Annotated in this window: 32 protein-coding genes; 19 read left to right on the forward strand and 13 right to left on the reverse strand. The window is 61.7% G+C overall.

The features are described from left to right. Positions 1 to 6 precede the first annotated feature (6 nt). From C6Y56_RS26920 to pilG, 3 genes are read right to left on the reverse strand one after another with little or no spacing between them, the layout of a single operon-like run. On the reverse strand, positions 7 to 546 hold the full coding sequence (locus C6Y56_RS26920; protein ID WP_085731577.1) for a chemotaxis protein CheW: 540 nt from the start codon (positions 544 to 546) through the stop codon (positions 7 to 9). A 10-nt stretch (positions 547 to 556) separates the two neighbouring features. Beyond that, positions 557 to 922: a twitching motility response regulator PilH gene (gene pilH / locus C6Y56_RS26925; protein ID WP_011336365.1), complete on the reverse strand. Its 366-nt coding sequence runs from the start codon at positions 920 to 922 to the stop codon at positions 557 to 559. Between the two features lie 60 nt (positions 923 to 982). After that, positions 983 to 1,387: a twitching motility response regulator PilG gene (gene pilG, locus C6Y56_RS26930; protein ID WP_065258976.1), complete on the reverse strand. Its 405-nt coding sequence runs from the start codon at positions 1,385 to 1,387 to the stop codon at positions 983 to 985. Positions 1,388 to 1,611: 224 nt separating this feature from the next. Here pilG and gshB point away from each other — a divergent pair, with 224 nt between their 5' ends. The 7 genes from gshB (at position 1,612) to C6Y56_RS26965 (ending at position 7,523) form a co-directional block, all read left to right on the forward strand. Then, positions 1,612 to 2,562 (forward strand): glutathione synthase, encoded by a 951-nt coding sequence (gene gshB, locus C6Y56_RS26935; protein WP_169432292.1) that lies wholly within the window; start codon positions 1,612 to 1,614, stop codon positions 2,560 to 2,562. 107 nt (positions 2,563 to 2,669) lie between these two features. Further along, a complete protein-coding gene (locus C6Y56_RS26940) occupies positions 2,670 to 3,569 on the forward strand; it encodes an energy transducer TonB (RefSeq protein WP_169432293.1) in 900 nt (299 codons plus the stop codon). Positions 3,570 to 3,628: 59 nt separating this feature from the next. Then, on the forward strand, positions 3,629 to 4,201 hold the full coding sequence (locus C6Y56_RS26945; RefSeq protein ID WP_169432294.1) for a YqgE/AlgH family protein: 573 nt from the start codon (positions 3,629 to 3,631) through the stop codon (positions 4,199 to 4,201). Beyond that, positions 4,201 to 4,638, forward strand: coding sequence for a Holliday junction resolvase RuvX (gene ruvX, locus C6Y56_RS26950; RefSeq protein WP_007953334.1), 438 nt, complete (start codon positions 4,201 to 4,203; stop codon positions 4,636 to 4,638). The genes C6Y56_RS26945 and ruvX overlap by 1 nt, the downstream gene beginning before the upstream one ends. An 81-nt stretch (positions 4,639 to 4,719) precedes the next feature. After that, on the forward strand, positions 4,720 to 5,223 hold the full coding sequence (gene pyrR / locus C6Y56_RS26955) for a bifunctional pyr operon transcriptional regulator/uracil phosphoribosyltransferase PyrR (RefSeq protein ID WP_169432295.1): 504 nt from the start codon (positions 4,720 to 4,722) through the stop codon (positions 5,221 to 5,223). 27 nt (positions 5,224 to 5,250) lie between these two features. Beyond that, positions 5,251 to 6,255, forward strand: a complete 1,005-nt coding sequence (locus C6Y56_RS26960) for an aspartate carbamoyltransferase catalytic subunit (protein WP_108591854.1) — start codon at positions 5,251 to 5,253, stop codon at positions 6,253 to 6,255. Then, positions 6,252 to 7,523 (forward strand): dihydroorotase, encoded by a 1,272-nt coding sequence (locus C6Y56_RS26965; protein WP_169432296.1) that lies wholly within the window; start codon positions 6,252 to 6,254, stop codon positions 7,521 to 7,523. The genes C6Y56_RS26960 and C6Y56_RS26965 overlap by 4 nt, the downstream gene beginning before the upstream one ends. Before the next feature lie 83 nt (positions 7,524 to 7,606). Here the strand turns inward: C6Y56_RS26965 and C6Y56_RS26970 are convergent, their stop codons facing one another. Then, positions 7,607 to 8,041, reverse strand: coding sequence for an NINE protein (locus tag C6Y56_RS26970; RefSeq protein ID WP_169432297.1), 435 nt, complete (start codon positions 8,039 to 8,041; stop codon positions 7,607 to 7,609). A gap of 248 nt (positions 8,042 to 8,289) precedes the next feature. On the opposite strand from C6Y56_RS26970, the gene C6Y56_RS26975 reads away from it, so the two are divergent. Further along, positions 8,290 to 8,913, forward strand: coding sequence for a C40 family peptidase (locus tag C6Y56_RS26975; RefSeq protein ID WP_169432298.1), 624 nt, complete (start codon positions 8,290 to 8,292; stop codon positions 8,911 to 8,913). A gap of 51 nt (positions 8,914 to 8,964) precedes the next feature. On the opposite strand, the gene C6Y56_RS26980 is transcribed toward C6Y56_RS26975, so the two are convergent. Continuing rightward, positions 8,965 to 9,999: a type IV pilus twitching motility protein PilT gene (locus C6Y56_RS26980; RefSeq protein ID WP_114886090.1), complete on the reverse strand. Its 1,035-nt coding sequence runs from the start codon at positions 9,997 to 9,999 to the stop codon at positions 8,965 to 8,967. Positions 10,000 to 10,055: 56 nt separating this feature from the next. Here C6Y56_RS26980 and C6Y56_RS26985 point away from each other — a divergent pair, with 56 nt between their 5' ends. The 10 genes from C6Y56_RS26985 (at position 10,056) to C6Y56_RS27030 (ending at position 16,905) form a co-directional block, all read left to right on the forward strand. Then, positions 10,056 to 10,742 carry a YggS family pyridoxal phosphate-dependent enzyme gene (locus C6Y56_RS26985; protein ID WP_169432299.1) on the forward strand — a complete coding sequence of 229 codons (687 nt, stop codon included), beginning with the start codon at positions 10,056 to 10,058 and terminating at the stop codon, positions 10,740 to 10,742. Positions 10,743 to 10,765: 23 nt separating this feature from the next. After that, positions 10,766 to 11,584, forward strand: coding sequence for a pyrroline-5-carboxylate reductase (gene proC / locus C6Y56_RS26990; RefSeq protein ID WP_085731569.1), 819 nt, complete (start codon positions 10,766 to 10,768; stop codon positions 11,582 to 11,584). 10 nt (positions 11,585 to 11,594) lie between these two features. Beyond that, a complete protein-coding gene (locus C6Y56_RS26995) occupies positions 11,595 to 12,185 on the forward strand; it encodes a YggT family protein (protein ID WP_169432300.1) in 591 nt (196 codons plus the stop codon). Next, positions 12,182 to 12,472 (forward strand): DUF167 domain-containing protein, encoded by a 291-nt coding sequence (locus C6Y56_RS27000; protein WP_169432301.1) that lies wholly within the window; start codon positions 12,182 to 12,184, stop codon positions 12,470 to 12,472. Before C6Y56_RS26995 ends, C6Y56_RS27000 begins: the two co-directional genes overlap by 4 nt. 65 nt (positions 12,473 to 12,537) lie before the next feature. Next, positions 12,538 to 13,677: a homoserine O-succinyltransferase MetX gene (gene metX, locus C6Y56_RS27005; protein WP_169432302.1), complete on the forward strand. Its 1,140-nt coding sequence runs from the start codon at positions 12,538 to 12,540 to the stop codon at positions 13,675 to 13,677. A 7-nt stretch (positions 13,678 to 13,684) separates the two neighbouring features. Beyond that, the gene (metW, locus tag C6Y56_RS27010; RefSeq protein ID WP_096817600.1) at positions 13,685 to 14,305 is read left to right on the forward strand and encodes a methionine biosynthesis protein MetW; all 621 of its coding nucleotides are present in this window, start codon (positions 13,685 to 13,687) and stop codon (positions 14,303 to 14,305) included. A 26-nt stretch (positions 14,306 to 14,331) separates the two neighbouring features. Next, positions 14,332 to 14,766: a DUF4426 domain-containing protein gene (locus tag C6Y56_RS27015; protein ID WP_169432303.1), complete on the forward strand. Its 435-nt coding sequence runs from the start codon at positions 14,332 to 14,334 to the stop codon at positions 14,764 to 14,766. Then, complete coding sequence (gene rdgB, locus C6Y56_RS27020; protein WP_169432304.1) at positions 14,763 to 15,359, forward strand: RdgB/HAM1 family non-canonical purine NTP pyrophosphatase; 597 nt, start codon at positions 14,763 to 14,765, stop codon at positions 15,357 to 15,359. The genes C6Y56_RS27015 and rdgB overlap by 4 nt, the downstream gene beginning before the upstream one ends. Continuing rightward, entirely contained in the window at positions 15,356 to 16,561 is a 1,206-nt protein-coding gene (gene hemW / locus C6Y56_RS27025) for a radical SAM family heme chaperone HemW (protein WP_249314347.1), read from the forward strand. The genes rdgB and hemW overlap by 4 nt, the downstream gene beginning before the upstream one ends. 20 nt (positions 16,562 to 16,581) lie before the next feature. After that, on the forward strand, positions 16,582 to 16,905 hold the full coding sequence (locus tag C6Y56_RS27030; RefSeq protein WP_011336381.1) for a DUF3392 domain-containing protein: 324 nt from the start codon (positions 16,582 to 16,584) through the stop codon (positions 16,903 to 16,905). 130 nt (positions 16,906 to 17,035) lie between these two features. On the opposite strand, the gene trmB is transcribed toward C6Y56_RS27030, so the two are convergent. From trmB to C6Y56_RS27050, 4 genes are all read right to left on the reverse strand, one after another. Next, positions 17,036 to 17,761: a tRNA (guanosine(46)-N7)-methyltransferase TrmB gene (trmB, locus tag C6Y56_RS27035; RefSeq protein ID WP_169432305.1), complete on the reverse strand. Its 726-nt coding sequence runs from the start codon at positions 17,759 to 17,761 to the stop codon at positions 17,036 to 17,038. Between the two features lie 9 nt (positions 17,762 to 17,770). Continuing rightward, on the reverse strand, positions 17,771 to 18,565 hold the full coding sequence (locus C6Y56_RS27040) for a thiazole synthase (RefSeq protein ID WP_007953385.1): 795 nt from the start codon (positions 18,563 to 18,565) through the stop codon (positions 17,771 to 17,773). 60 nt (positions 18,566 to 18,625) lie between these two features. Next, the gene (gene thiS / locus C6Y56_RS27045; protein WP_007953386.1) at positions 18,626 to 18,826 is read right to left on the reverse strand and encodes a sulfur carrier protein ThiS; all 201 of its coding nucleotides are present in this window, start codon (positions 18,824 to 18,826) and stop codon (positions 18,626 to 18,628) included. Positions 18,827 to 18,898: 72 nt separating this feature from the next. Continuing rightward, on the reverse strand, positions 18,899 to 19,279 hold the full coding sequence (locus tag C6Y56_RS27050; RefSeq protein ID WP_169432306.1) for a DUF423 domain-containing protein: 381 nt from the start codon (positions 19,277 to 19,279) through the stop codon (positions 18,899 to 18,901). A gap of 74 nt (positions 19,280 to 19,353) precedes the next feature. On the opposite strand from C6Y56_RS27050, the gene mtgA reads away from it, so the two are divergent. Then, the gene (mtgA, locus tag C6Y56_RS27055; protein WP_085611980.1) at positions 19,354 to 20,076 is read left to right on the forward strand and encodes a monofunctional biosynthetic peptidoglycan transglycosylase; all 723 of its coding nucleotides are present in this window, start codon (positions 19,354 to 19,356) and stop codon (positions 20,074 to 20,076) included. Positions 20,077 to 20,146: 70 nt separating this feature from the next. Here the strand turns inward: mtgA and rpoH are convergent, their stop codons facing one another. The 4 genes from rpoH to ftsY all read right to left on the reverse strand — a co-directional run bounded on the left by rpoH (position 20,147) and on the right by ftsY (position 24,272). Further along, positions 20,147 to 21,001 (reverse strand): RNA polymerase sigma factor RpoH, encoded by an 855-nt coding sequence (rpoH, locus tag C6Y56_RS27060; protein WP_003229146.1) that lies wholly within the window; start codon positions 20,999 to 21,001, stop codon positions 20,147 to 20,149. Positions 21,002 to 21,115: 114 nt separating this feature from the next. After that, positions 21,116 to 22,141 carry a permease-like cell division protein FtsX gene (gene ftsX / locus C6Y56_RS27065; RefSeq protein ID WP_169432307.1) on the reverse strand — a complete coding sequence of 342 codons (1,026 nt, stop codon included), beginning with the start codon at positions 22,139 to 22,141 and terminating at the stop codon, positions 21,116 to 21,118. Next, complete coding sequence (gene ftsE, locus C6Y56_RS27070; protein WP_064380087.1) at positions 22,138 to 22,809, reverse strand: cell division ATP-binding protein FtsE; 672 nt, start codon at positions 22,807 to 22,809, stop codon at positions 22,138 to 22,140. Before ftsE ends, ftsX begins: the two co-directional genes overlap by 4 nt. After that, a complete protein-coding gene (gene ftsY / locus C6Y56_RS27075; RefSeq protein WP_169432308.1) occupies positions 22,806 to 24,272 on the reverse strand; it encodes a signal recognition particle-docking protein FtsY in 1,467 nt (488 codons plus the stop codon). Before ftsY ends, ftsE begins: the two co-directional genes overlap by 4 nt. Positions 24,273 to 24,406 lie beyond the last annotated feature (134 nt).

Here is a 24,406-nt window from a genome sequence, read left to right on the forward strand (position 1 = left end):
CGCCTGTTAAACCGCGACGTGCATGAAACTCGGTGACTGCGCCAGTGCAAACAGGCTGAACACTCGCCAGTTCTGCTCGCGCCGGAAATACCCTTTGACGAACTCGCCCTTGGAGCCTTGCCGTTTACGGATCGACACGGGTTCGAAGCTGTCCTGCTCGAAGTGCTGCAGACCGAAGACCTCATCGACCAGCACACCGGCAAAAACGTCCTGATGCTCCACTACCAATACCCGCCGCTGCTTGCGCATGGGTGACAGTTCATGGCCGAAAAATCCGCACAGATCCATGATCGGCAACAACCGCCCGCGCAGATTGGCCACGCCCTTGACCCAGGGTTTAACCCCCGGCAATTGGGTGAACCGCGGCTCGGGCAGCACTTCGCTGACCTCGCCCATCGGCGCGACGTACCAGTGCTCGCCGAGGCGAAAGCCAATGCCGCTCCAGCGATCCTGGCGCGCCGGTTGCGACGGCAGGTCCGCCGCCAGCAGGCGACAGCGTTGGTCGATCTGCCACAACAGTTCGAACGCGGTCAGCGACTCGCTCATGACGGCGCGATCAACCGGCCAGCACGTTGTTCAGGGTCTTGATCAGCGTGTCTTCGTCGACCGGTTTGGTCAGGTAATCCCTGGCGCCCTGGCGAGTGCCCCAGACCTTGTCGGTTTCCTGATCCTTGGTGGTGATGATGATGACCGGGATGTGGCTGGTTTCAGCGTCCTTGGTCAGCTGACGGGTGGCCTGAAAACCGTTGAGGCCGGGCATGACAATGTCCATCAGCACGGCATCGGGCTTTTCCTGACGGGCCAGGGCCACGCCGTCGGCGCCGTTTTCAGCTTTCAACACTTCGTGGCCGTGCTTTTCCAGCATGCCGGTGAGTTTGTACATTTCGGTCGGCGAATCATCGACGATCAGAATACGTGCCATGGTTTTCCCCATTTTTCTTGTCGACACCGGGCCCGCTGGCCGAGCGTCACGGTGCGTGTCTTACTGCGGCAAATCAGCGGCAAAGCCCGGAACGTGGGCCGCAATCGCGTCGAGCAGTTCTTCCTTGCTGAAAGGCTTGGTCAAAAATTGATCGGAACCGACAATCCGCCCCTTGGCCTTGTCGAACAGCCCGTCGCGGGACGACAGCATGATCACCGGCGTTGCCTTGAAAGCACTGTTGTTCTTGATTAAAGCGCAGGTCTGATAACCATCCAGACGCGGCATCATGATGTCGACAAAAATGATCCCGGGGTGGTGGTCGGCGATCTTCGCCAGGGCGTCGAAACCGTCGATTGCGGTGATGACTTCGCACCCTGCATTTTTCAACAGGGTCTCGGCGGTGCGACGAATCGTTTTCGAGTCATCGATCACCATGACCTTCAAGGCGCTGGACTGCTGTTCCATAAGGGGGCTCTACCGTCGCCTTTGCGAATCAATTTGTCCGTTTTGCGATGACTGATGGCTGGAAACCCTTGATGTTCAAGGGCCAACACGGCTGGGAGCCTTTTTAGCACAGTCTCCTGACGCAATCTATCGACGGGTTTTTCCTTGACCGAAAACCCGCCCGGCGCCACTCTGGCGGCACTTTTTTCATACCGATCCGGTAGCCAATTTTCGAGGAAAACCCAATGAGCGTTCGCGTCGGGATTGTCATGGACCCTATCGCCAGCATTTCCTATAAAAAGGATAGCTCGCTGGCCATGCTGCTGGCGGCGCAGAAGCGCGGCTGGGAACTGTTCTACATGGAACAGAAAGACCTTTATCAGGCCGAAGGTCAGGCGCGGGCGCGGATGAAGCCGCTGAAAGTCTTCGCCAACCCGGAAAAATGGTTCGAACTGGGCGCCGAACAGGATTCCCTGCTCAGCGACCTGAACGTGATCCTGATGCGCAAGGATCCGCCGTTCGACATGGAATTCGTCTACTCCACCTACCTGCTCGAACAGGCCGAAACGGCTGGCGTACTGGTGGTCAACAAGCCGCAGAGCCTGCGCGACTGCAACGAGAAATTGTTCGCCACGCTGTTCCCGCAGTGCACGCCGCCGACCATCGTCAGCCGTCGCCCGGACGTGTTGCGCGAATTCGCCGACCATCACGGTGACGTGATCCTCAAGCCGCTGGACGGCATGGGCGGCTCGTCGATTTTCCGTCACACCGCCGGTCATCCGAACCTGTCGGTGATTCTGGAAACCCTGACCTTGCACGGCAAGCAGCAGATCATGATCCAGGGTTACCTGCCGGCCATCGTCGATGGCGACAAGCGCATCCTGATGATCGACGGCGAGCCGGTGGATTACTGCCTGGCGCGGATTCCGGCCCAGGGCGAAACCCGTGGCAACCTCGCGGCCGGCGGCCGTGGCGAAGCCCGTCCGTTGACCGACAAGGATCGCTGGATCGCCGCCCAGGTCGGCCCGACCTTGCGCGAGAAAGGCCTGCTGTTCGTCGGCCTGGACGTGATCGGCGAGCACCTGACCGAAATCAACGTCACCAGCCCGACCTGCATCCGCGAGATCGACAATGCCTTTGGCACCGACATCGGCGGGATGCTGATGGATGCGATCGAGAAAAAGCTGCAAGCTTGATGTGTGTCACATGCAGCCTGTCGCTTGATGCTTGAAGCCCAAGGCGTGAAACCAACATTGCGTTATCATGCGCGGCCTGTGAAAAACGCGATGTTGGTTTTCTTGTCATGACACTTCCGTCCGATCTGCCCGCTGAACTCGCCCATAAAGGCGTGCGCCCGGTCGATCGCCTCGGATTTACCCTGTTTCTCGCGGCGCTGATCCATTTGGCGTTGCTGCTCGGCGTGGGTTTCACCATGGTCGAGCCCAAGCAGATCAGCAAAACCCTGGAAATCACCCTCGCCACCTTCAAGAGCGAAAAGAAACCGGCGAAGGCCGATTTCCTCGCCCAGGAAAACCAGGAAGGCAGCGGCACCCTCGACAAGAAGGCGATTCCCAAGACCACCGAGGTCGCGCCGTTCCAGGACAACCAGGTCAAGAAGGTCACTCCGCCACCGGCCGCCAAGCCGCAGGTGCAGGAAGCCGCGCCCAAGGCGGCGGTGACCACCGTCGCGCCGAAACCGAAAAAGGCGCCGACCAAGAAAGAAGAAGCGAAGACCGAGACCAAACCAACGGTCGACGCCCCGACTTTCGACAGTTCGCAGCTCTCCAGCGACATCGCCAGCCTCGAAGCCGAACTGGCCAACGAACAACAGTTGTACGCCAAGCGCCCGCGCATCCACCGCCTGAGCGCCGCCTCGACCATGCGCGACAAGGGGGCCTGGTACAAGGACGAGTGGCGCAGGAAGGTCGAGCGCATCGGCAACCTCAATTACCCGGAAGAGGCCCGGCGCCAGCAGATTTACGGCAATTTGCGTCTGATGGTGTCGATCAACCGCGACGGCTCGCTGTATGAAGTGCTGGTGCTGGAATCATCCGGCCAGCCGCTGCTGGATCAGGCGGCGCAGCGCATCGTGCGGCTGGCAGCCCCGTTTGCACCGTTTACCGGGGACCTGTCGGACATCGACCGGCTGGAAATCATCCGCACCTGGAAATTCGCCCGGGGCGACCGGTTGTCCAGTAACTGAGTCGATCTTTTGCCCGCTCCAGCTTGTCAGTTCGCCCCCCGAACGCCACACTAGCGCACATGAAAAACGTCAGCCCCAGCTACCTCAAGCATCACTTCCTGATCGCCATGCCACACATGGCCGACCCGAACTTTGCCCATACCTTGACCTACATCGTCGAGCACACGGCCAATGGCGCCATGGGGCTGGTGGTCAACCGACCGCAAGAGCTGAATCTGGCCGACATCCTCGAACAACTGCGCCCCGACATCGATCCGCCAGCACTGTGCCAGCATGTGCCGATCTTCATCGGCGGCCCGGTGCAGACCGATCGCGGTTTTGTCCTGCACCCGGCGGGCCAGACCTTCCAGGCCACCGTCGAGCTGGAGGGCGATCTGGCCCTGTCCACCTCGCAGGACGTGCTGTTCGCCATCGCCGACGGCGTGGGCCCGGCCAAGAGCGTCATCACTCTCGGTTACGCCGGTTGGGAAGCCGGGCAACTGGAGGCTGAAATGGCCGACAACGCCTGGCTGACCTGCCCGTACGACGCCGACATCCTGTTCAACACCAGCAGTGAACTGCGCCTGGAAGCGGCGGCCAAGCACCTGGGGATCAACCTCAGCCTGCTGACCAGCCAGGCAGGACACGCCTGATGGCCCTGCGCCTGATCCTCGGCTTCGACTACGGCACCAAACAGATCGGCGTGGCGGTCGGCCAGGTGATTACCGGCCAGGCTCGCGAACTGTGCACCTTGAAGGCGCAAAACGGTGTACCGGACTGGAATCAGGTCGAAGCCCTGATAAAGGAATGGAAACCCGACGCCGTGGTGGTCGGCCTGCCGCTGAACATGGACGGTACGCCCAGCGAAATGTGCGCCCGCGCCGAGAAATTCGCCCGCCGCCTCAATGGCCGCTTCAACCTGCCTTTCTATACCCACGACGAACGCCTGACGACCTTCGAAGCCAAGGGCGAACGACTGGTGCGCGGGGGACAGAAAGGCAGTTACCGCGACAACCCGGTGGACGCCATCGCCGCCGCCCTGCTGTTGCAGGGCTGGCTCGACGAAAACACCGCACTGTTTGAATCCTGACAAGCGCTACGGCGCTTTTCTTTTGGTTACAACCCGAGCCCCGGTTCGCGAGAACCGGCTCGACCCCGAGAAGGAGCAACCATGAGCCTGCCCAATCCCGCCGATCTGATCAGCCAGATGGCGACCCGCCTCAAGGCGCACCTTGCCCAGCGCAATATCAGCGAACCGCGTTACATCGGCATCCGCACCGGCGGCGTCTGGGTCGCCCAGGCCCTGCTCAAAGAACTGGGCAGCGACGCGCCATTGGGCACGCTGGATGTTTCCTTCTACCGCGACGACTTCAGCCAGAACGGCCTGCACCCGCAAGTGCGTCCGTCCGCCCTGCCCTTCGAAATCGAAGGCCAGGATCTGGTGCTGATCGACGACGTATTGATGAGCGGCCGGACCATCCGCGCCGCCATGAACGAACTGTTCGACTACGGCCGCCCGGCCAGCGTGACGCTGGTCTGCCTGCTGGACCTGGACGCCGGCGAACTGCCGATCCGCCCGAACGTGGTCGGCGCGACGCTGTCGCTGGCCGCCCATGAGCGGGTCAAGCTGTCCGGGCCGGAGCTGGCCCTCGAACTGCAAGACCTTGCCCTTTAATCCGCCCTATTGAGAGTCCCATTCGCGATGACGCCTCTAGATACCAAGCGCCCGCTGCAGCTCAATGATCAGGGCCAGCTGCGCCACTTCCTCTCCCTCGACGGCCTGCGCCGCGAGTTGCTGACGGAAATCCTCGACACCGCCGACTCGTTCCTCGAAGTCGGCGCCCGGGCCGTGAAGAAGGTCCCGTTGCTGCGCGGCAAAACCGTGTGCAACGTGTTCTTCGAAAACTCCACCCGCACCCGCACCACCTTCGAACTGGCGGCCCAGCGCCTGTCGGCGGACGTGATCACCCTGAACGTGTCGACCTCGTCGGCCAGCAAGGGCGAAACCCTGCTCGACACCCTGCGCAACCTGGAAGCCATGGCCGCCGACATGTTCGTCGTGCGCCACGGTGACTCGGGCGCTGCGCACTTCATCGCCGAACATGTCTGCCCGCAGGTGGCGATCATCAACGGCGGCGACGGCCGACACGCGCACCCGACCCAGGGCATGCTCGACATGCTGACCATCCGCCGTCACAAGGGCGGTTTCGAGAACCTCTCGGTGGCCATCGTCGGCGACATCCTGCACTCGCGGGTGGCGCGTTCGAACATGCTGGCCCTGAAGACCCTCGGTTGCCAGGACATCCGCGTGATCGCGCCCAAAACCCTGCTGCCGATCGGCATTGAGCAGTACGGCGTGAAGGTCTACACCGACATGACCGAAGGTCTGAAAGACGTCGACGTGGTAATCATGCTGCGCCTGCAGCGCGAGCGCATGACCGGCGGCCTGCTGCCGAGCGAAGGCGAGTTCTACCGCCTGTTCGGTCTGACCACCGCGCGCCTGGCCGGCGCCAAGCCCGATTGCATCGTCATGCACCCGGGGCCGATCAACCGCGGCGTGGAGATCGAGTCGGCGGTGGCCGACGGCCCGCACTCGGTGATCCTCAATCAAGTCACCTACGGCATCGCGATCCGTATGGCCGTGCTGTCGATGGCCATGAGCGGACAAACAGCGCAGCGTCAATTCGAGCAGGAGAACGCCCAGTGAAGCTCAGCATTCTCGGCGCCCGCGTCATCGATCCAAGCAGCGGCCTGGATCAAATCACCGATATTCACGTTGAAGCCTGCAAGATCGTCGCCCTCGGCGCCGCACCGGCCGGTTTCACCGCCGTCGAAACCATTGATGCCCAAGGCCTTGTCGCCGCTCCAGGCCTCGTAGACCTGAACGTCGCCCTGCGCGAGCCGGGCTACAGCCGCAAAGGCACCATCGCCAGCGAAACCCGCGCTGCGGCGGCCGGTGGCGTGACCAGCCTGTGCTGCCCGCCGAAGACCAAACCGGTGCTCGACACTTCCGCCGTGGCCGAACTGATCCTCGACCGCGCCCGCGAAGCCGGCAACACCAAGGTGTTCCCGATCGGCGCCCTGAGCAAAGGTCTGGATGGCGAACAGCTGGCAGAACTCGTTGCCCTGCGCGACGCCGGATGCGTGGCCTTCGGCAACGGTCTGGAAAGCTTCCGCAACACCCGCACCCTGTGCCGGGCGCTGGATTACGCAGCGACCTTCGACCTGACGGTGATTTTCAACTCGCAGGATCACGACCTCGCCGACGGCGGCCTGGCCCACGAAGGGGCCACCGCCAGCTTCCTCGGCCTGCCGGGCATCCCGGAAACCGCTGAAACCGTGGCTTTGGCCCGGGATCTGCTGCTGGTGGAGCAAACCGGCGTGCGCGCGCACTTCAGCCAGCTCACCAGCGCTCGCGGCGTGGCCCTGATCGCTCAGGCTCAGGCCCGTGGTTTGAAAGTCACGGCAGATGTTGCCCTGTATCAGCTGATCCTCACGGACGAAGCGCTGATCGACTTCAGCAGCCTGTACCACGTGCAACCGCCGCTGCGCACCCGCGCCGACCGCGATGGTCTGCGTGACGCGGTGAAGTCCGGGGTGATTTCGGCGATTTCCAGCCATCACCAGCCCCATGAGCGCGATGCGAAACTGGCACCGTTCGGCGCGACCGAGCCAGGCATCAGCAGCGTCGAACTGCTACTGCCGCTGGCAATGACGCTGGTCGAAGATGGTCTGCTTGATCTGCCGACCCTGCTGGCGCGCCTGAGCGCCGGCCCGGCCGAGGCCCTGCGCCTGCCGGCGGGCAAACTGGCGGTGGGTGGTGCAGCGGATATCGTGCTGTTCGATCCGAAGGCTTCGACAGTAGCCGGCGAAAGCTGGCTGTCGAAGGGCGAGAACTGCCCGTTCCTCGGCCATAGCCTGCCGGGTGTGGTGCGTTACACATTGGTGGATGGCCGGATCAGCCACCAGGCTTGATACTGAGTTGCCCCAATCGCGAGCGAGCTCGCTCCCACAAGGGTCACCGCGAACCCTGTGGGGGCGAGCTTGCTCGCGAAGCTTTATTGGAAAGCGCCTCTGCCCTCGGCGTTACGCACCGATACCTGATCGTTCAGCGTCCAGAAGTCATACAGCACGCCAATAAAGAACAGCCCGCCCGTCAGCAGGTACAGCAGGCCGCTGATCCACTTGCCCTGATACATCCGGTGCACACCAAACACCCCGAGGAATGTCAGCAGAATCCACGCCACGTTGTATTCGATCGGTCCCGCCGCAAAGCGCAGGTCCGCTTCCCGGTCCATCGCCGGGATCAGGAACACGTCGATCAGCCAGCCGATCCCCAGCAACCCGAAGGTGAAAAACCAGATCGTGCCGGTCACCGGCTTGCCGTAATAGAAGCGGTGAGAACCTGTGAAACCGAATATCCACAACAGGTAACCAATCACCTTGCTATGGGTGTCTTTTTCCTTCACACGGGGCAGCTGATAGCCGTTCATTAAGACCTCGATACACGCGATAGATAAATATTCTTTAATTCTTTGTGACTTTTTTACAGGTAGCCGACGTACGGCAAATGCTACCTTGTGGTCCGTCAAAGCCTTATAGCACCGGACTTCTGTCCGACAATTGCGTTTTTTTGCCGCTTGTTTGGTTCCGTTGGCACCTGATTGAATCGACCAACGGCCTCGGAAGGGACAAAAAAGCTGTTATAAAGTTGCGCGCTAACACATAAGAGCCCTGCCTAATGCGTCCATTTTTCAAGACATGGCTAACTATTTGCCTATTAATGCCACTGGCCGCCCACGCCACCAATCGTGAGCAACGTCTTCCCAACGTTAACGGTTTCACTCCCAAATCCCATGCCTCTGCTCCTACGAACAAAGGCAAGCAAACGAAACACACCACGCTCGCCAGCAAGAGTCACGGCAAGCTGGTTCCACCGATGGCGAACAAGGAAAGCAGTAACGTCCTCAGTCGTGCGGTGAACGTCCTCGGTACACCTTACCGTTGGGGCGGCAGCAGCCCGAGCAAAGGCTTCGACTGCAGCGGTCTGGTCAAATACGCGTTCAACGACGCCACGTTCGACCTGCCGCGTACCTCGAATGCCATGGCCAGTGGTCACGGCGAGAAAGTCGAGCGCAAGGACCTCAAGCCTGGCGACCTGATTTTCTTCAATATCAAAAGCCGTCGGGTCAATCACGTTGCCATCTACCTGGGCAACGACCGCTTCATCCACGCACCACGCCGTGGCAAAGCGGTGAGTATCGATACGCTGAACAAACCGTATTGGGAACAGCATTACGTGGTTGCCAAGCGCGTGCTGCCGAAAGAACCAGGTGGCAAGCAGATGCGCGTGGTTCAGCGCTGATCTGTACAGATCATAAAAAACGCAGCCTTCGGGCTGCGTTTTTTTTCGTCCCTAGAAATTATCCGGTGTCCGCGCCTTCTCCCGCGCATGTTCACGACTGATCAGGCCCTTGGTCACCAGATCCTTCAGGCACATGTCGAGCGTCTGCATCCCCAGCGACCCGCCGGTCTGGATCGCCGAATACATCTGCGCCACCTTGTCCTCGCGGATCAAGTTACGGATCGCCGACGTCCCCAGCATGATCTCGTGTGCCGCCACCCGGCCGCCGCCGATCTTCTTGATCAATGTCTGCGACACCACGGCCAGCAATGACTCGGACAACATCGAGCGCACCATGGACTTCTCATCCCCCGGAAACACATCCACCACCCGGTCGATAGTCTTGGCCGCCGACGTGGTGTGCAGCGTGCCGAACACCAAGTGCCCGGTCTCGGCCGCCGTCAGCGCCAGGCGGATGGTTTCCAGATCACGCATCTCGCCGACCAGGATCACGTCAGGGTCTTCGCGCAGCGCTGAACGCAATGCCGTGGCGAAACTGCGGGTATCGCGGTGGACTTCACGCTGATTGATCAGGCATTTACGCGATTCGTGGACGAATTCGATGGGGTCTTCGATGGTCAGGATGTGGTGATGACGGTGGGTATTGAGGTAATCGATCATCGCCGCAAGCGTCGTGGATTTGCCGGAGCCGGTTGGTCCGGTGACCAGCACGAGCCCCCGCGGAGCATCGGTGATTTTGCGAAAGACGTCGCCCATGGCGAGGTCTTCCATGCTCAGCACTTTCGACGGGATGGTACGGAACACAGCGCCGGCGCCACGGTTCTGGTTGAAGGCATTGACCCGAAACCGCGCCACACCGGGCACTTCGAAGGAAAAGTCGGTTTCCAGATGTTTCTCGAACTCCACTCGCTGGGTGTCGTTCATGATGTCGTAGATCAGCTCGTGCACCTGCTTGTGATCCAGCGCCGGCAGATTGATCCGTCGCACATCGCCATCCACGCGGATCATCGGTGGCAGACCGGCCGACAGGTGCAGGTCGGAAGCGCCCTGTTTGGCGCTGAAGGCCAGCAGTTCAGTGATATCCATAGCGTCCCTCAATTCCAGTAGAATGCCGCGAACCTTCAGACCGCTGGCGCCTCTTGATGTCCACGATAGCAGACAACATTCTCCAGGTTAGTTCGCGTATTCATGCCGCCACCGCTGCCGCCGGACGCGATGAAAACAGCGTCCAGCTACTGGCCGTGAGCAAGACCAAACCGTCCGAAGCCCTGCGCGAAGCTTATGCCGCCGGCCTGCGCGACTTTGGCGAGAACTACCTGCAGGAAGCCCTGGCCAAACAGCTCGAACTGGCCGACCTGCCCTTGATCTGGCACTTCATCGGCCCCATTCAGTCGAACAAGACCCGCTCGATTGCCGAGCATTTCGCCTGGGTGCACTCCGTGGATCGTCTGAAAATCGCCCAACGCCTGTCCGAACAACGCCCGGCGGAGCTGCCGCCGCTGAACATCTGCATTCAGGTCAACGTCAGTGGTGAAGCCAGCAAGTCCGGCTGCACCCCGGCCGACCTGCCGGCCCTGGCCCAGGCCATCAGCGCGCTGCCGCGCCTGAAGCTGCGCGGCTTGATGGCAATCCCCGAGCCAACCGAAGATCGCGCCGAACAAGACGCTGCATTCGCCGCCGTTCAGAAGTTGCAGGCCGACCTCGACCTGCCGCTCGACACGCTTTCCATGGGCATGAGCCACGACCTCGAGTCGGCCATTGCCCAAGGCGCGACCTGGGTCCGTATCGGTACGGCCCTGTTTGGCGCCCGCGACTATTCCCCATCTTGATGATTTCCAGATAAGGACCTGACATGAGCAACACACGTATCGCCTTTATCGGAGCCGGCAACATGGCCGCCAGCCTGATCGGCGGCCTGCGGGCCAAGGGTCTGGAAGCCGCACACATCCGCGCCAGTGATCCGGGTGAAGAGACCCGCAACCGGGTCAGCGCCGAACACGGCATCGAGACCTTCGCCGACAATGCTCAGGCCATCGACGGCGCTGACGTGGTGGTACTGGCGGTCAAGCCACAGGCCATGAAAGCCGTGTGCGAAGCGATCCGCCCGAGCCTGAAGCCGAATCAACTGGTGGTGTCCATCGCCGCCGGCATTACTTGCGCCAGCATGACTGCGTGGCTCGGTGAACAGCCAATCGTGCGCTGCATGCCCAACACCCCGGCGCTGCTGCGTCAGGGCGTGAGCGGTCTGTACGCCACCGGCGAAGTCAGCGCCGAACAGCGCCAGCAGGCCGAAGAGCTGCTGTCCGCCGTGGGCATCGCCCTGTGGCTGAACGAAGAGCAGCAACTGGACGCGGTCACCGCCGTCTCCGGTTCCGGCCCCGCGTATTTTTTCCTGCTGATCGAAGCCATGACCGCCGCTGGCGTCAAACTCGGCCTGCCGAAGGAAACCGCCGAACAACTGACCCTGCAAACCGCGCTGGGCGCGGCGCACATGGCCGTGTCCAGCGACGTCGACGCCGCCGAACTGCGCCGCCGCGTGACCTCGCCGGCCGGCACCACGGAAGCTGCAATCAAATCGTTCCAGGCCGGTGGCTTCGAAGCCCTGGTGGAAAAAGCACTCGGCGCCGCCGCGCACCGCTCGGCCGAAATGGCCGAACAATTGGGCAAATAAGGAGCCTTACATGATTGGATTGAACACCGCAGCGGTCTACGTGCTGCAAACCCTCGGCAGCCTGTACCTGCTGATCGTGCTGCTGCGCTTCGTCCTGCAACTGGTGCGGGCGAACTTCTACAACCCGCTGTGCCAGTTCGTGGTCAAGGCTACCCAGCCGCTGCTCAAGCCACTGCGCCGGATCATCCCGAGCCTGTTAGGCCTGGACATGTCGTCGCTGGTGCTGGCGATCCTTGTGCAACTGGCTCTGATGGCGCTGACCCTGCTGCTGACCTACGGCACCACCGGCAACCCGCTGCAACTGTTCATCTGGTCGATCATCGGCGTGACCGCGCTGTTCCTGAAGATCTTCTTCTTCGCCTTGATCATCAGCGTGATCCTGTCGTGGGTCGCTCCGGGCAGCCACAACCCGGGCGCCGAGCTGGTCAACCAGATCTGTGAACCGGCCCTGGCGCCGTTCCGCCGCTTCCTGCCGAGCATGGGCGGCCTGGACCTGTCGCCGATCTTCGCCTTCCTCGCGCTGAAGCTGATCGACATGCTGGTGATCAACAACCTCGCGGCGATGACGATGATGCCGGAAATCCTGCGCCTGTTGATGTGAGCTGGTTTCGCTGGGACGGTGACGACCTGATCCTCGAGTGTCACCTGCAACCGGCAGCCCGCAGCGATGACTTCGCCGGGCTGCACGGCGACCGCCTGAAGATCCGCCTGACCGCGCCGCCGGTAGAGGGCAAGGCCAATGCGTACCTGATGGGGTTTCTGGCCAAGGCTTTCGGGGTTTCCAAGAGCCAGGTCAGTTTGCTCAGCGGTGAGTTGAACCGGCAGAAGCGCGTGAAGATCTGCTCGCCGAAGAAGCTGCCGGATTTGCCGGGGCTCTGCCGCCCCTGATCGTTGCTTGCCGCTAACCCCACCGGTCTTTAGACTTACGCCTCATTTCAACGAGAGCAGGGTCGATGCCAGCTGCCTTTCCCCCCGATTCTGTTGGTCTGGTGACGCCACAAACGGCGCACTTCAGCGAACCGCTGGCCCTGGCCTGCGGCCGTTCGCTGGCCGCTTATGACCTGATCTACGAAACCTACGGCACGCTCAACGCGCAGGCGAGCAACGCCGTGTTGATCTGCCACGCCTTGTCCGGCCACCACCACGCCGCCGGCTACCACAGCGTCGACGACCGCAAGCCCGGCTGGTGGGACAGCTGCATCGGCCCCGGCAAACCGATCGACACCAACAAGTTCTTCGTGGTCAGCCTGAACAACCTCGGCGGCTGCAACGGTTCTACCGGCCCGAGCAGCCTCAATCCGGAAACCGGCAAGCCGTTCGGCGCCGACTTCCCGGTGCTGACCGTGGAAGACTGGGTGCACAGCCAGGCACGCCTGGCCGACCGGCTCGGCATCGGCCAGTGGGCGGCAGTGATCGGCGGCAGCCTCGGCGGCATGCAGGCGCTGCAATGGACCATCACGTATCCGGACCGCGTACGCCACTGTCTGGCCATCGCCTCGGCCCCCAAGCTGTCGGCGCAGAACATCGCCTTCAACGAAGTGGCGCGCCAGGCGATCCTCACCGACCCGGAATTCCACGGCGGCTCATTCCAGGAACACGGCGTGATCCCCAAACGCGGGCTGATGCTGGCGCGGATGGTGGGGCACATCACCTACCTGTCCGACGACTCCATGGGCGAAAAATTCGGCCGCGGCCTGAAGAGCGAAAAGCTCAACTACGACTTCCACAGCGTCGAGTTCCAGGTCGAAAGCTACCTGCGTTATCAGGGCGAAGAGTTCTCCGGGCGCTTCGACGCCAACACCTATCTGTTGATGACCAAGGCGCTGGATTACTTCGATCCGGCGGCCAACTTCGACGATAACCTGGCGAAAACCTTCGAAGGTGCGAAAGCCAAATTCTGCGTGATGTCGTTCACCACCGATTGGCGCTTCTCCCCGGCCCGCTCGCGGGAGCTGGTGGACGCGCTGATGGCCGCGCGCAAGGACGTCAGCTACCTGGAAATCGACGCGCCGCAGGGCCACGACGCCTTCCTGATTCCGATCCCGCGTTATTTGCAGGCGTTCGGCAATTACATGAATCGCATTACGTTGTGAGAAAGCCATGAGAGCTGATCTGGAAATCATCCAGGAATGGATCCCCGCCGGCAGCCGTGTACTCGACCTCGGTTGCGGCGACGGCGAGTTGCTGACCTGGCTGCGCGACCACAAGCAGGTCACCGGTTATGGCCTGGAAAACGACCCGGACAACATCGCCGAGTGCGTGGCCAAGGGCATCAACGTCATCGAGCAGGACCTGGACAAGGGCCTGGGCAACTTCGCCAGCAACAGCTTCGACGTGGTGGTGATGACCCAGGCCCTGCAAGCCGTGCATTACCCGGACAAGATCCTCGACGAAATGCTGCGGGTCGGCCGCCAGTGCATCATCACCTTCCCCAACTTCGGTCACTGGCGCTGCCGCTGGTATCTGGCGAGCAAGGGCCGGATGCCGGTATCCGAATTCCTGCCGTACACCTGGTACAACACGCCGAACATTCACTTCTGCACCTTCGAAGACTTTGAAGAACTTTGTCGCGAACGTGAGGCGAAGGTCATTGATCGGCTTGCCGTGGATCAACAGCACCGCCACGGGTGGGCCAGTAAGCTATGGCCTAATCTGTTAGGTGAGATCGGTATCTACCGCGTCAGCAGCCCGGGGCTGCAGGATCACAGAATCGCGGTCTGAACCACGACATTGCGAGGAGAACGAACATGGGACGCCTGATTACCGCGTTATTGGCCGCCTGCCTGAGCCTGTCGGCCGTGGCCGCCGATGCCATCAAGAGCGAGCGCCAGGAAACCTTCGGCGACGTGACGGTGCACTACAACACCTTCAACTCGACCTACCTGCAACCGGACATCGCCAAGGCTGCCGAGCTGATCCGCAGCAAGAACCAGGGCGTGATCAATGTCTCGGTGATCAAGGACGGCAAGCCGTTGATCGCCAACGTCACCGGTACGGTGAAAGATCTGACCAGCCAGAGCGTGACCCTGAATTTCCGTCAGGTCACCGAACAGGGCGCGATCTATTACATCGCCCAGTACCCGGTGGAACAGCAGGAAACCCGCACTTTCGAAATCAAGGTGCAGACCGGTGACAAGATCAACACCATCAATTTCAACCAAGAGCTTTTCCCTGGCCAATGATCAATCTCAAGCAACTCGTACTGGCCAGCCATAACGCCGGCAAACTCAAGGAACTCCAGGCCATGCTCGGCGAATCGGTGCACCTGCGCTCGATCGGCGAATTCAGCAGCGTGGAACCGGAAGAAACCGGTCTGTCGTTCGTCGAGAACGCGATCCTCAAGGCCCGCAACGCGGCGCGTATTTCCGGGCTGCCGGCGCTGGCTGACGATTCAGGTCTGGCGGTGGATTTCCTCGGCGGTGCGCCGGGCATCTACTCGGCGCGCTACGCCGACGGCAAGGGCGATGCGGCGAACAACGCCAAGCTGCTCGACGCCTTGAAGGATGTGCCTGAAGCCGAACGCGGCGCACAGTTCGTCTGTGTGCTGGCGCTGGTGCGTCACGCAGACGATCCGCTGCCGATCCTGTGCGAAGGCCTGTGGCACGGACGCATCCTGACCGCCGCCAGCGGCGAGCACGGTTTTGGTTACGATCCGCTGTTCTGGGTGCCGGAGCGTAACGTGTCCAGCGCCGAGCTGAGCCCGAGCGACAAAAACCAGATCAGCCACCGCGCCCGCGCAATGGATCTGCTGCGCCAGCGTCTGGGCTTGAAATGACCGATAGCTCCTGCGCGTCGTCGCTGATTATCGGCGGCGCCGCCTCCTCGCCTCGGGCACCGTTGCCGACGCTGCCGCCCCTGGCGCTGTACATCCACATTCCGTGGTGTGTGCGCAAATGCCCGTATTGCGACTTCAACTCCCACACCGCCAGCCCCGTGCTGCCGGAGCAAGAGTACGTCGACGCGATGCTGGCCGACCTCGACCAGGATCTGCACGCGGTATATGGCCGTGAGTTGAGTTCGATCTTCTTTGGCGGCGGCACACCGAGTCTGTTCAGCGCACAAGCCCTTGGTCGCTTGCTGGAAGGCGTCAAACAGCGCATCCCGTTTGCCGATGACATCGAAATCACCCTGGAAGCCAACCCCGGGACCTTCGAACAGGAGAAGTTCGTCGCCTACCGCAAACTGGGGATCAATCGCCTGTCGATCGGTATCCAGAGCTTCCAGCAGGAAAAACTCAAGGCCCTCGGCCGCATCCACAACGGCGATGAAGCGGTACGCGCCGCCGGCATGGCGCGCCAGGCCGGGTTCGATAACTTCAACCTCGACTTGATGCACGGCTTGCCGGACCAGTCGCTGGACGATGCCTTGAGCGACCTGCGTCAGGCCATCGAACTGAAGCCGACGCACATTTCCTGGTATCAGCTGACGCTGGAGCCGAACACCGTGTTCTGGAACCAGCCGCCAGTGCTGCCGGAAGACGATACGTTGTGGGACATTCAAGAGGCCGGACAGGCGCTGCTGGCCGAGCACGGTTACGCGCAGTACGAAGTTTCCGCCTATGCGCAACCGGGCCGCCCGGCGCGGCATAATCTCAACTACTGGAGTTTCGGCGACTTCATCGGCATCGGCGCCGGCGCCCACGGCAAGCTCAGTCACCCGGACGGGCGCATCGTGCGCACCTGGAAGACGCGCCTGCCAAAGGACTACCTCAACCCGGCCAAAAGCTTCCAGGCCGGCGAGAAAGCCCTGACCAACGACGAGATGCCGTTCGAGTTCCTGATGAACGCCCTGCGCCTGACTGCCGGCGTGGAATCACGCCTGTACCCCGAGCGCACCGGCCTGCCGCTGGAGAGCCTCGACGAACACCGCCGCGAGGCCGAACAAAGCGGTCTGTTGCAGGTCGAACCGTCACGTCTGGCGGCCACCGAGCGCGGACAACTCTTTCTCAATGACTTGCTGCAAAAATTTCTGAGCTGATTAGCTCCCGGGGAAACCGCATGGATTTGATACTCGACCTGCTCGCCACCGTGTCCCGCTGGAGCCGCAGCAACCTTTCGGAAATCGCCCTGGCCCTGGTGGGCTGCCTGCTGGTGCTGTTCGGTGCCGACTTCAAAGGCTGGGTTGAACAACGCCTGGGCAGCATCGCCGGCGCCCTGCGTGTGCCGCTGATGGCCCTGCTGTGCATGATCGGCAGCGGCGCCGCGCTGATCTACGCCACGCCTTGGGTGGTGAAGGGGCTGAGCCAGTTCAACAACTACAGCCTGGCGCCGGTGTTGTTGGTGGTGCTGGTGCTGATTGGCGTGGTCGCTGACCGCCGCTGATTTTCAGCACACACAAAATAACTGTGGGAGCGAGCCTGCTCGCGATAGCGACTTAACATTCAACATAATCGTTGACTGTCAGACCGTTATCGCGAGCAGGCTCGCTCCCACATGGGGTTCTGCGTAAGGCTTAAGCGAGTTTCTCGAACTTCAGATCCCACACGCCATGCCCAAGACGCTCGCCGCGGCGTTCGAACTTGGTGATCGGGCGCTCGGCCGGGCGTGGTACGCACTTGCCGTCTTCGGCGACGTTGCGATAGCCCGGGGCGACGTTCATCACTTCCAGCATGTATTCGGCGTACGGCTCCCAGTCGGTGGCCATGTGCAGAATGCCGCCAACCTTCAGCTTGCTGCGCACCAGTTCAGCGAAGGACGCCTGAACGATGCGGCGCTTGTGGTGGCGGCTCTTGTGCCACGGATCCGGGAAGAACAGCATCAGGCGATCGAGGCTGTTGTCGGCGATGCAGCGATTGAGCACTTCGATCGCGTCGCAATCGTAGACCCGCAGGTTGGTCAGGCCCTGAGTCAGCACGCCGTTGAGCAGCGCGCCGACACCCGGACGGTGAACCTCGACACCGATGAAATCCTGTTCCGGCGCAGCGGCGGCCATTTCCAGCAGCGAGTGGCCCATGCCGAAACCGATCTCCAGCGAACGCGGCGCGCAACGGCCGAACACCTGGTCGTAATCCACCGGCGCATCGGCCAGCGGCAGGACGAACTTCGGCGCGCCCTGATCCAGGCCGCGCTGCTGGCCTTCGGTCATGCGCCCGGCGCGCATCACGAAACTCTTGATGCGGCGGTGTTGGCGCTCGTCGCCTTCTTCCGTCTGGATTGGCGTGTCGTTCGATTCAGTCATCAATAGCTCTTACTTGATCAGACCATCCAGCGGCGAAGAGGCGCTGGCATAGAGTTTTTTCGGCATGCGGCCGGCGAGGTAGGCCAAACGGCCCGCGACGATCGCGTGTTTCATGGCTTCGGCCATCATGATCGGCTGCTGGGCATGGGCGATGGCCGAGTTCATCAGCACCGCGTCACAGCCCAGCTCCATCGAGATGGTGGCGTCGGAAGCGGTGCCGACACCGGCATCCACCAGCACCGGGATCTTGGCTTCTTCGAGGATGATCTGCAGGTTGTACGGGTTGCAGATCCCCAGGCCTGAACCGATCAGACCGGCCAGCGGCATCACCGCGATGCAGCCGATTTCCGCCAGTTGCCGGGCGATGATCGGGTCGTCGCTGGTGTAAACCATCACGTCGAAGCCTTCCTTGACCAGCACTTCGGCGGCCTTGAGGGTTTCGATCACGTTGGGGAACAGGGTTTTCTGGTCGGCCAGCACTTCCAGCTTCACCAGGTTGTGGCCGTCGAGCAGCTCACGGGCCAGGCGGCAGGTGCGCACGGCCTCGACCGCGTCGTAGCAGCCGGCGGTGTTCGGCAGGAAGGTGTAGCGATCCGGCGACAGCACTTCGAGCAGGTTCGGCTCGCCTTCGATCTGGCCCAGGTTGGTGCGGCGCACCGCGAAGGTGACGATCTCGGCACCCGAGGCTTCGATGGCCAGGCGGGTTTCTTCCATGTCACGGTACTTGCCGGTACCGACCAGCAAACGCGACTGGTAAGTACGACCGGCCAGAACGAAAGGCTTGTCGCTACGAACGATGCTCATGGGGAATCCTCTGTTGGGGTGAGGGTCTTGCAGAATTCTCGGCCCGTGCAGGCCTGGCAACTAGCCGCCGCCGATGGCGTGCACCACTTCGACGTTGTCGCCGTCGTTCAAAGTGGTGTCGGCATGCTGGCTGCGCGGGACGATATCCAGATTGAGTTCGACCGCGACGCGGCGTCCGGTCAGATCCAGACGGGTCAGCAGGGCCGCAACGGTTTCACCGTCGGGCAGTTCAAAGGATTCACCGTTCAACTGAATGCGCATGCGCAACGCCGCCATCACTTTTTAGGGGGTGGCATTCTAGCCCGATCATGACCTAAAGGTCAGCACCAAGCGTCAAGCGGTTGGCTGCAGGCGCCAGGCGGCGAGCCCGAGGCACAGCCAGCCGATCAGGAATGCCAGGCCACCGAACGGAGTGATGATGCCGAGCTTGCCGATGCCGAGGGTGGTCAGCAGGTACAGGCTGCCGGAGAACAGCAGGATGCCGACGGTGAACGAGATGCCGGCCCAGGCGACCAGCCGCCCCTGAAGCTGGGTGGCCAGCAGCGCCACGCCGAACAGCGCCAGCGCGTGCACCAGTTGATAGGTGACGCCGGTGTGGAAGATCGCCAGGTACTCCGGGGTCAGACGGTTTTTCAGGCCGTGGGCGGCGAATGCGCCGAGGCCGACACCGGTGAAACCAAAGAAGGCAGCCAGCATCAGAAAGCTACGCAGCATGTAGAACTCCAGTCAGACTCGATCGGCAGGGTCTGTATAATGGCCCGCTCAACCGGTTCGGCCAAGCCATCTCTATGCTGCGTTTATTTCTCCGTCGTTTCACGAAGGCCCTGCTCTGGTTCGCGGGCGGCAGCGTATTGCTGGTGTTGGTGTTTCGCTTCGTGCCGCCACCGTTCACGGCGCTGATGGTCGAGCGCAAGATCGAATCCTGGGTCGACGGCGAGCCGATCGATCTGCAACGCACCTGGAAGCCATGGGACGAGATTTCCGATGACCTGAAGGTCGCGGTGATTGCCGGCGAAGACCAGAAATTCCCCGAGCACTGGGGTTTTGACCTGAGTGCAATCAAGGCCGCACTGGCCCACAACGAACTCGGCGGCTCGATCCGCGGTGCCAGCACCTTGAGCCAACAAGTGTCGAAGAACCTGTTTTTGTGGTCCGGTCGCAGCTATCTGCGTAAAGGTCTAGAGGCGTGGTTTACTGCGCTGATCGAAGTGTTCTGGCCCAAGCAGCGGATTCTCGAGGTGTACCTGAACAGTGTCGAATGGGATGACGGCGTGTTTGGTGCCGAAGCAGCGGCAAGGCATCACTTTGGCGTAGGTGCCAGGTCGCTGTCCCGGCAGCAGGCGAGTTATCTGGCGGCGGTGCTGCCGAATCCCCGGGTCTGGAGCGCCAGCCATCCGACCGCTTACGTGTCGCGCCGAGCCGGCTGGATTCGCCAGCAGATGAGCCAGCTGGGGGGCGACAGCTATCTGCTGACACTCAATGATTCCCGCCGGGCGCCTTGGGCCCAATGACTTTGTGACAGGCAAACAAAAACGCCCCGATCATCACTGATCGGGGCGTTTTTTATTGCCGGACTACCGGTTATGCGGCAATCGACAACTTGAGCTTGTTCATCGCGCTCTTCTCGAGCTGACGGATCCGCTCGGCCGATACGTTGTACTTCTGCGCCAGGTCGTGCAGCGTGGCTTTCTCTTCTGCCAGCCAGCGCTGGTAGAGGATGTCGCGGCTGCGTTCGTCCAGCACTTCCAGCGCTTCGTGCAGGTTGTGATTGGAGTTGTCGCTCCAGTCGGCATCTTCCAGTTGACGCGCCGGGTCGTACCGGTGGTCTTCCAGGTAATTGGCCGGCGACTGGAAAGCACTGTCGTCGTCGGCTTCGGCAGCCGGGTCGAAGGCCATGTCATGGCCGGTCAGGCGACTTTCCATCTCACGCACTTCACGCGGCTCGACACCAAGGCTTTCCGCCACACGGTGGACTTCCTCGTTGTTCAGCCAGGCCAGACGTTTCTTCTGGCTGCGCAGATTGAAGAACAGCTTGCGCTGGGCCTTGGTGGTCGCGACTTTCACGATCCGCCAGTTGCGCAGGATGAACTCGTGGATCTCGGCCTTGATCCAGTGCACCGCGAAGGACACCAGACGCACGCCCATTTCCGGGTTGAAACGCTTCACGGCCTTCATCAGACCGACGTTGCCTTCCTGGATCAGGTCAGCCTGAGCCAGACCGTAGCCGGAATAGCTACGGGCGATGTGTACGACAAACCGCAGGTGGGCGAGCACCATCTGCCGAGCCGCCCCCAAATCCTGCTCATAGTAGAGACTCTCGGCCAGTTCACGCTCCTGCTCCGGCGTCAGCAATGGAATGCTGTTGACGGTGTGTACATAAGCTTCCAGGTTTGCGCCCGGAACCAATGCATACGCAGGTTGCAAAGAATTGGTCATACGAAAAAACCTCCGACTTACATACTCGCGCCTTTCGGCACTGCGAAAAATTGACCGGGAACTCAAGTACAAGTTCCCAAAAAACCGCAAGGCCAATCACGCGCAAAAAAGATTCTACTTCGGCGCCAGCTCCCTGAGATGACGTGCGACTGCAATCCATGCACCGATATAACCCAACAGCACCGCGCCAAGCAAGAGCGACAGACCGTCGGCAACTGGCACTCCGGCCAGTGCGAAATCACTGCCGTACAAGCCGGCCAGCCCAACCACCGCGTCGTTCAGCCAGTTCAGGCCGAACGCCAGCACACCCCAGGACAGCAGCCCTGCACCGAAGCCATACAACGCGCCCATATAAAGGAAGGGGCGACGCACATAGCTGTCGGTGCCGCCGACGAGTTTAATCACTTCTATCTCTGTGCGGCGGTTTTCAATATGAAGACGAATGGTATTGCCTATCACCAAAAGTAATGCGGAAACCAGCAACACCGTCAGACCGAAGACAAAGCGGTCGCCGAGCTTGAGGATGGCGGCCAGACGCTCGACCCAGACTAGATCAAGTTGCGCCTGTTGTACCTTGGGCAACTCGGAAAGTTTTTGTCTTAATGCTTCCAGGGTCGACTTGTCGACCTCCTTCGGCGTCACCAGCACCACGCCCGGCAGCGGGTTTTCCGGCAGCTCGCGCAGGGCTTCGCCCAATCCGGACTGCTGCTGGAACTCTTCCAGCGCCTGGTCGCGGCCGACATATTCAGCATCAGCTACGCCGGGCATGCCTTTGATCTGATCACGCAATGCTTCGCCCTGGGCCGGGCTGGCCTCAAGCTCCAGGTACAGCGAGATCTGCGCCGCGCGCTGCCATGAACCGCCCAGACGCTCGACATTGTTCAGCAACAGTGACAGGCCCATCGGCAGACTCAGCGCAACCGCCATCACCATGCAGGTGAAGAAGCTGCCGATCGGCTGCTTGCCGAGACGGCGCAGGCTGTCGATCCAGCTGGCGCGGTGACTTTCGATCCAGGCACGGAACAACGTGGCAAAGTCTGGCCCGTCGTCATCGTCGTGCTTTTTCTTCTTTGGCGGTTGCGGATCGGCGGCCTTCGGAGCCACGCGCTCGGAAACCTTCGGACTGCGTGTCGCACTCATACGCCGGCCTCCCCGTCGCCGATCAATCGGCCGCGTTGCAGGGTCAGCATGCGATGGCGCATGCGCGCAATCAGCGCCAGGTCGTGACTGGCGATCAGCACGCTGGTGCCCAGACGGTTGATGTCTTCGAACACACCCATGATCTCGGCCGCCAGACGCGGGTCGAGGTTACCGGTCGGTTCGTCCGCCAGCAGCAAGGCCGGACGGTGAACGATGGCGCGGGCAATGCCGACGCGCTGTTGCTGACCGGTGGACAGGTCGCCGGGATACAGATCGGCCTTGTCCGACAGCGCCACGCGCTCCAGCGCCGAATCGACGCGCTTGGCGATCTCGACCTTGGACAGCCCGAGAATCTGCAACGGCAGCGCGACGTTGTTGAACACCGTGCGATCGAACAGCAACTGGTGGTTCTGGAACACCACACCGATCTGCCGACGCAGGAACGGAATCTGCGCATTGCTGATGGTGCTCAGGTCTTGCCCGGCCAGCAACAGTTTGCCACTGGTCGGACGTTCCATCGCCAGCAGCAGGCGCAACAACGTGGATTTACCGGCACCGGAGTGGCCGGTGACAAACAGGAACTCGCCGCGACGGACTCGAAAGCTCAGCTCATGCAAGCCGACGTGACCGTTCGGGTAGCGCTTACCGACCTGTTCGAAACGAATCATGAACGCTCCCGCTCGGCAAACAGTGCCTGGACAAAGGGTTCGGCTTCAAAGGTACGCAGATCGTCGATGCCTTCACCGACGCCGATGTAGCGGATCGGCAGACCAAACTGCTTGGCCAGGGCAAAAATCACCCCGCCCTTGGCCGTGCCGTCGAGCTTGGTCAGCGCCAGGCCGGTCAGTTCGACAGTCTGGTTGAATTGCTTGGCCTGATTGATGGCGTTCTGGCCGGTACCGGCATCGAGCACCAGCAGCACTTCGTGCGGCGCATCGGCGTCGAGCTTGCCGATTACCCGGCGAACCTTTTTCAGTTCTTCCATCAGGTTGTCTTTGGTGTGCAGACGACCGGCGGTGTCGGCGATCAGCACGTCGATGCCACGGGCCTTGGCGGCCTGCACGGCGTCGAAGATCACCGAGGCCGAGTCCGCGCCAGTGTGCTGGGCGATCACCGGGATCTTGTTGCGCTCACCCCAGACCTGTAACTGCTCGACAGCCGCAGCACGGAACGTGTCACCCGCGGCGAGCATGACCTTCTTGCCCTCCAGTTGCAGCTTCTTCGCCAGTTTGCCGATGGTGGTGGTCTTGCCGGCGCCGTTGACACCGACCACAAGGATCACGAACGGCTTGTTCTGCGAAACGATCTTCAGCGGTTGCTCGACCGGTTTGAGCATCGCGGCCAGCTCGGCCTGCAGGGATTTGTACAGGGCGTCGGAATCGGCCAGTTCCTTGCGGGCGACCTTCTGGGTCAGGCGCTGGATGATGACCGACGTCGCCTCGACGCCAACGTCGGCGGTCAGCAGACGGGTTTCAAGATCGTCGAGCAGATCGTCATCGATGGCTTTCTTGCCGAGGAACAGGCTGGCCATGCCCTCGCCGATGCTGGCACTGGTCTTGGACAGGCCTTGCTTGAGCCGGGCGAAGAAGCCGGCCTTGGTTTCCTCGGTGCGCGGGGCCTGGACCGGGGTTTCGACGACAGCGACAGGCGCAGCGACTATCGGTGCAGGTGCAGGTGCAGCGACTATCGGCGCAACCGGGGCAGCGACCACAGGCTCGGGAATGACAGGAGCAGGTTCGACCACCGGCGGCTGAACAGGCTCAGGCGTGAATGCAACCGGTGCCGGAATCGGCGGCGTAATGTGCGGCGCAGCCTCTTCAACCAGTGCCACCGGCTCTTCGGCCACCGGCAAGGTCAGCCACGGCTGGGCGGCCGGGGTCAGGGGCAGTTCAGCGGCGGTCGGCGCTACAGGCTCGGCCTCGGCCACCGGTTGCAGCACCGGCTCGGCAATCGGAAGCACAACCGGTGCCGGCACTTCTTCTATGACAGGTGCTGGCGCCGGGGCTGGCTCAGGAATGGCAGTCGGCTGTTCGACGACGGGTTCCTGCGGTTTTTTGCGCAGCCATCCGAACAGGCTTTTTTTCTCGCCAGCCGCAGCTGGGGTCTTCTTGTCGTCGTTGGAACCAAACATGGAGGACGGCTATCTCACGGTAGCGACGCGCCACAGGGGCGCCCCGGCAAATAAATATTCGATGCAGAACAGACTGTGTTTCATCCAGCTTGTTCACGCGCAACATTTTGTCGAGGTGCAAGCGGCACCTCAAA

This window comes from Pseudomonas fluorescens, from assembly GCF_012974785.1.
Lineage (GTDB): Bacteria > Pseudomonadota > Gammaproteobacteria > Pseudomonadales > Pseudomonadaceae > Aquipseudomonas > Aquipseudomonas fluorescens_BT.

Coding starts and splice junctions, on each gene's coding strand:
- C6Y56_RS26920 (WP_085731577.1), bottom strand. CDS start 546: ATGAGCGAGTCGCTGACCGCGTTCGAACTGTTGTGGCAGATCGACCAA.
- pilH (WP_011336365.1), bottom strand. CDS start 922: ATGGCACGTATTCTGATCGTCGATGATTCGCCGACCGAAATGTACAAA.
- pilG (WP_065258976.1), bottom strand. CDS start 1,387: ATGGAACAGCAGTCCAGCGCCTTGAAGGTCATGGTGATCGATGACTCG.
- gshB (WP_169432292.1), top strand. CDS start 1,612: ATGAGCGTTCGCGTCGGGATTGTCATGGACCCTATCGCCAGCATTTCC.
- C6Y56_RS26940 (WP_169432293.1), top strand. CDS start 2,670: ATGACACTTCCGTCCGATCTGCCCGCTGAACTCGCCCATAAAGGCGTG.
- C6Y56_RS26945 (WP_169432294.1), top strand. CDS start 3,629: ATGAAAAACGTCAGCCCCAGCTACCTCAAGCATCACTTCCTGATCGCC.
- ruvX (WP_007953334.1), top strand. CDS start 4,201: ATGGCCCTGCGCCTGATCCTCGGCTTCGACTACGGCACCAAACAGATC.
- pyrR (WP_169432295.1), top strand. CDS start 4,720: ATGAGCCTGCCCAATCCCGCCGATCTGATCAGCCAGATGGCGACCCGC.
- C6Y56_RS26960 (WP_108591854.1), top strand. CDS start 5,251: ATGACGCCTCTAGATACCAAGCGCCCGCTGCAGCTCAATGATCAGGGC.
- C6Y56_RS26970 (WP_169432297.1), bottom strand. CDS start 8,041: ATGAACGGCTATCAGCTGCCCCGTGTGAAGGAAAAAGACACCCATAGC.
- C6Y56_RS26975 (WP_169432298.1), top strand. CDS start 8,290: ATGCGTCCATTTTTCAAGACATGGCTAACTATTTGCCTATTAATGCCA.
- C6Y56_RS26980 (WP_114886090.1), bottom strand. CDS start 9,999: ATGGATATCACTGAACTGCTGGCCTTCAGCGCCAAACAGGGCGCTTCC.
- C6Y56_RS26985 (WP_169432299.1), top strand. CDS start 10,056: ATGTCCACGATAGCAGACAACATTCTCCAGGTTAGTTCGCGTATTCAT.
- proC (WP_085731569.1), top strand. CDS start 10,766: ATGAGCAACACACGTATCGCCTTTATCGGAGCCGGCAACATGGCCGCC.
- C6Y56_RS26995 (WP_169432300.1), top strand. CDS start 11,595: ATGATTGGATTGAACACCGCAGCGGTCTACGTGCTGCAAACCCTCGGC.
- metX (WP_169432302.1), top strand. CDS start 12,538: ATGCCAGCTGCCTTTCCCCCCGATTCTGTTGGTCTGGTGACGCCACAA.
- metW (WP_096817600.1), top strand. CDS start 13,685: ATGAGAGCTGATCTGGAAATCATCCAGGAATGGATCCCCGCCGGCAGC.
- C6Y56_RS27015 (WP_169432303.1), top strand. CDS start 14,332: ATGGGACGCCTGATTACCGCGTTATTGGCCGCCTGCCTGAGCCTGTCG.
- rdgB (WP_169432304.1), top strand. CDS start 14,763: ATGATCAATCTCAAGCAACTCGTACTGGCCAGCCATAACGCCGGCAAA.
- hemW (WP_249314347.1), top strand. CDS start 15,356: ATGACCGATAGCTCCTGCGCGTCGTCGCTGATTATCGGCGGCGCCGCC.
- C6Y56_RS27030 (WP_011336381.1), top strand. CDS start 16,582: ATGGATTTGATACTCGACCTGCTCGCCACCGTGTCCCGCTGGAGCCGC.
- trmB (WP_169432305.1), bottom strand. CDS start 17,761: ATGACTGAATCGAACGACACGCCAATCCAGACGGAAGAAGGCGACGAG.
- C6Y56_RS27040 (WP_007953385.1), bottom strand. CDS start 18,565: ATGAGCATCGTTCGTAGCGACAAGCCTTTCGTTCTGGCCGGTCGTACT.
- thiS (WP_007953386.1), bottom strand. CDS start 18,826: ATGCGCATTCAGTTGAACGGTGAATCCTTTGAACTGCCCGACGGTGAA.
- C6Y56_RS27050 (WP_169432306.1), bottom strand. CDS start 19,279: ATGCTGCGTAGCTTTCTGATGCTGGCTGCCTTCTTTGGTTTCACCGGT.
- mtgA (WP_085611980.1), top strand. CDS start 19,354: ATGCTGCGTTTATTTCTCCGTCGTTTCACGAAGGCCCTGCTCTGGTTC.
- rpoH (WP_003229146.1), bottom strand. CDS start 21,001: ATGACCAATTCTTTGCAACCTGCGTATGCATTGGTTCCGGGCGCAAAC.
- ftsX (WP_169432307.1), bottom strand. CDS start 22,141: ATGAGTGCGACACGCAGTCCGAAGGTTTCCGAGCGCGTGGCTCCGAAG.
- ftsE (WP_064380087.1), bottom strand. CDS start 22,809: ATGATTCGTTTCGAACAGGTCGGTAAGCGCTACCCGAACGGTCACGTC.
- ftsY (WP_169432308.1), bottom strand. CDS start 24,272: ATGTTTGGTTCCAACGACGACAAGAAGACCCCAGCTGCGGCTGGCGAG.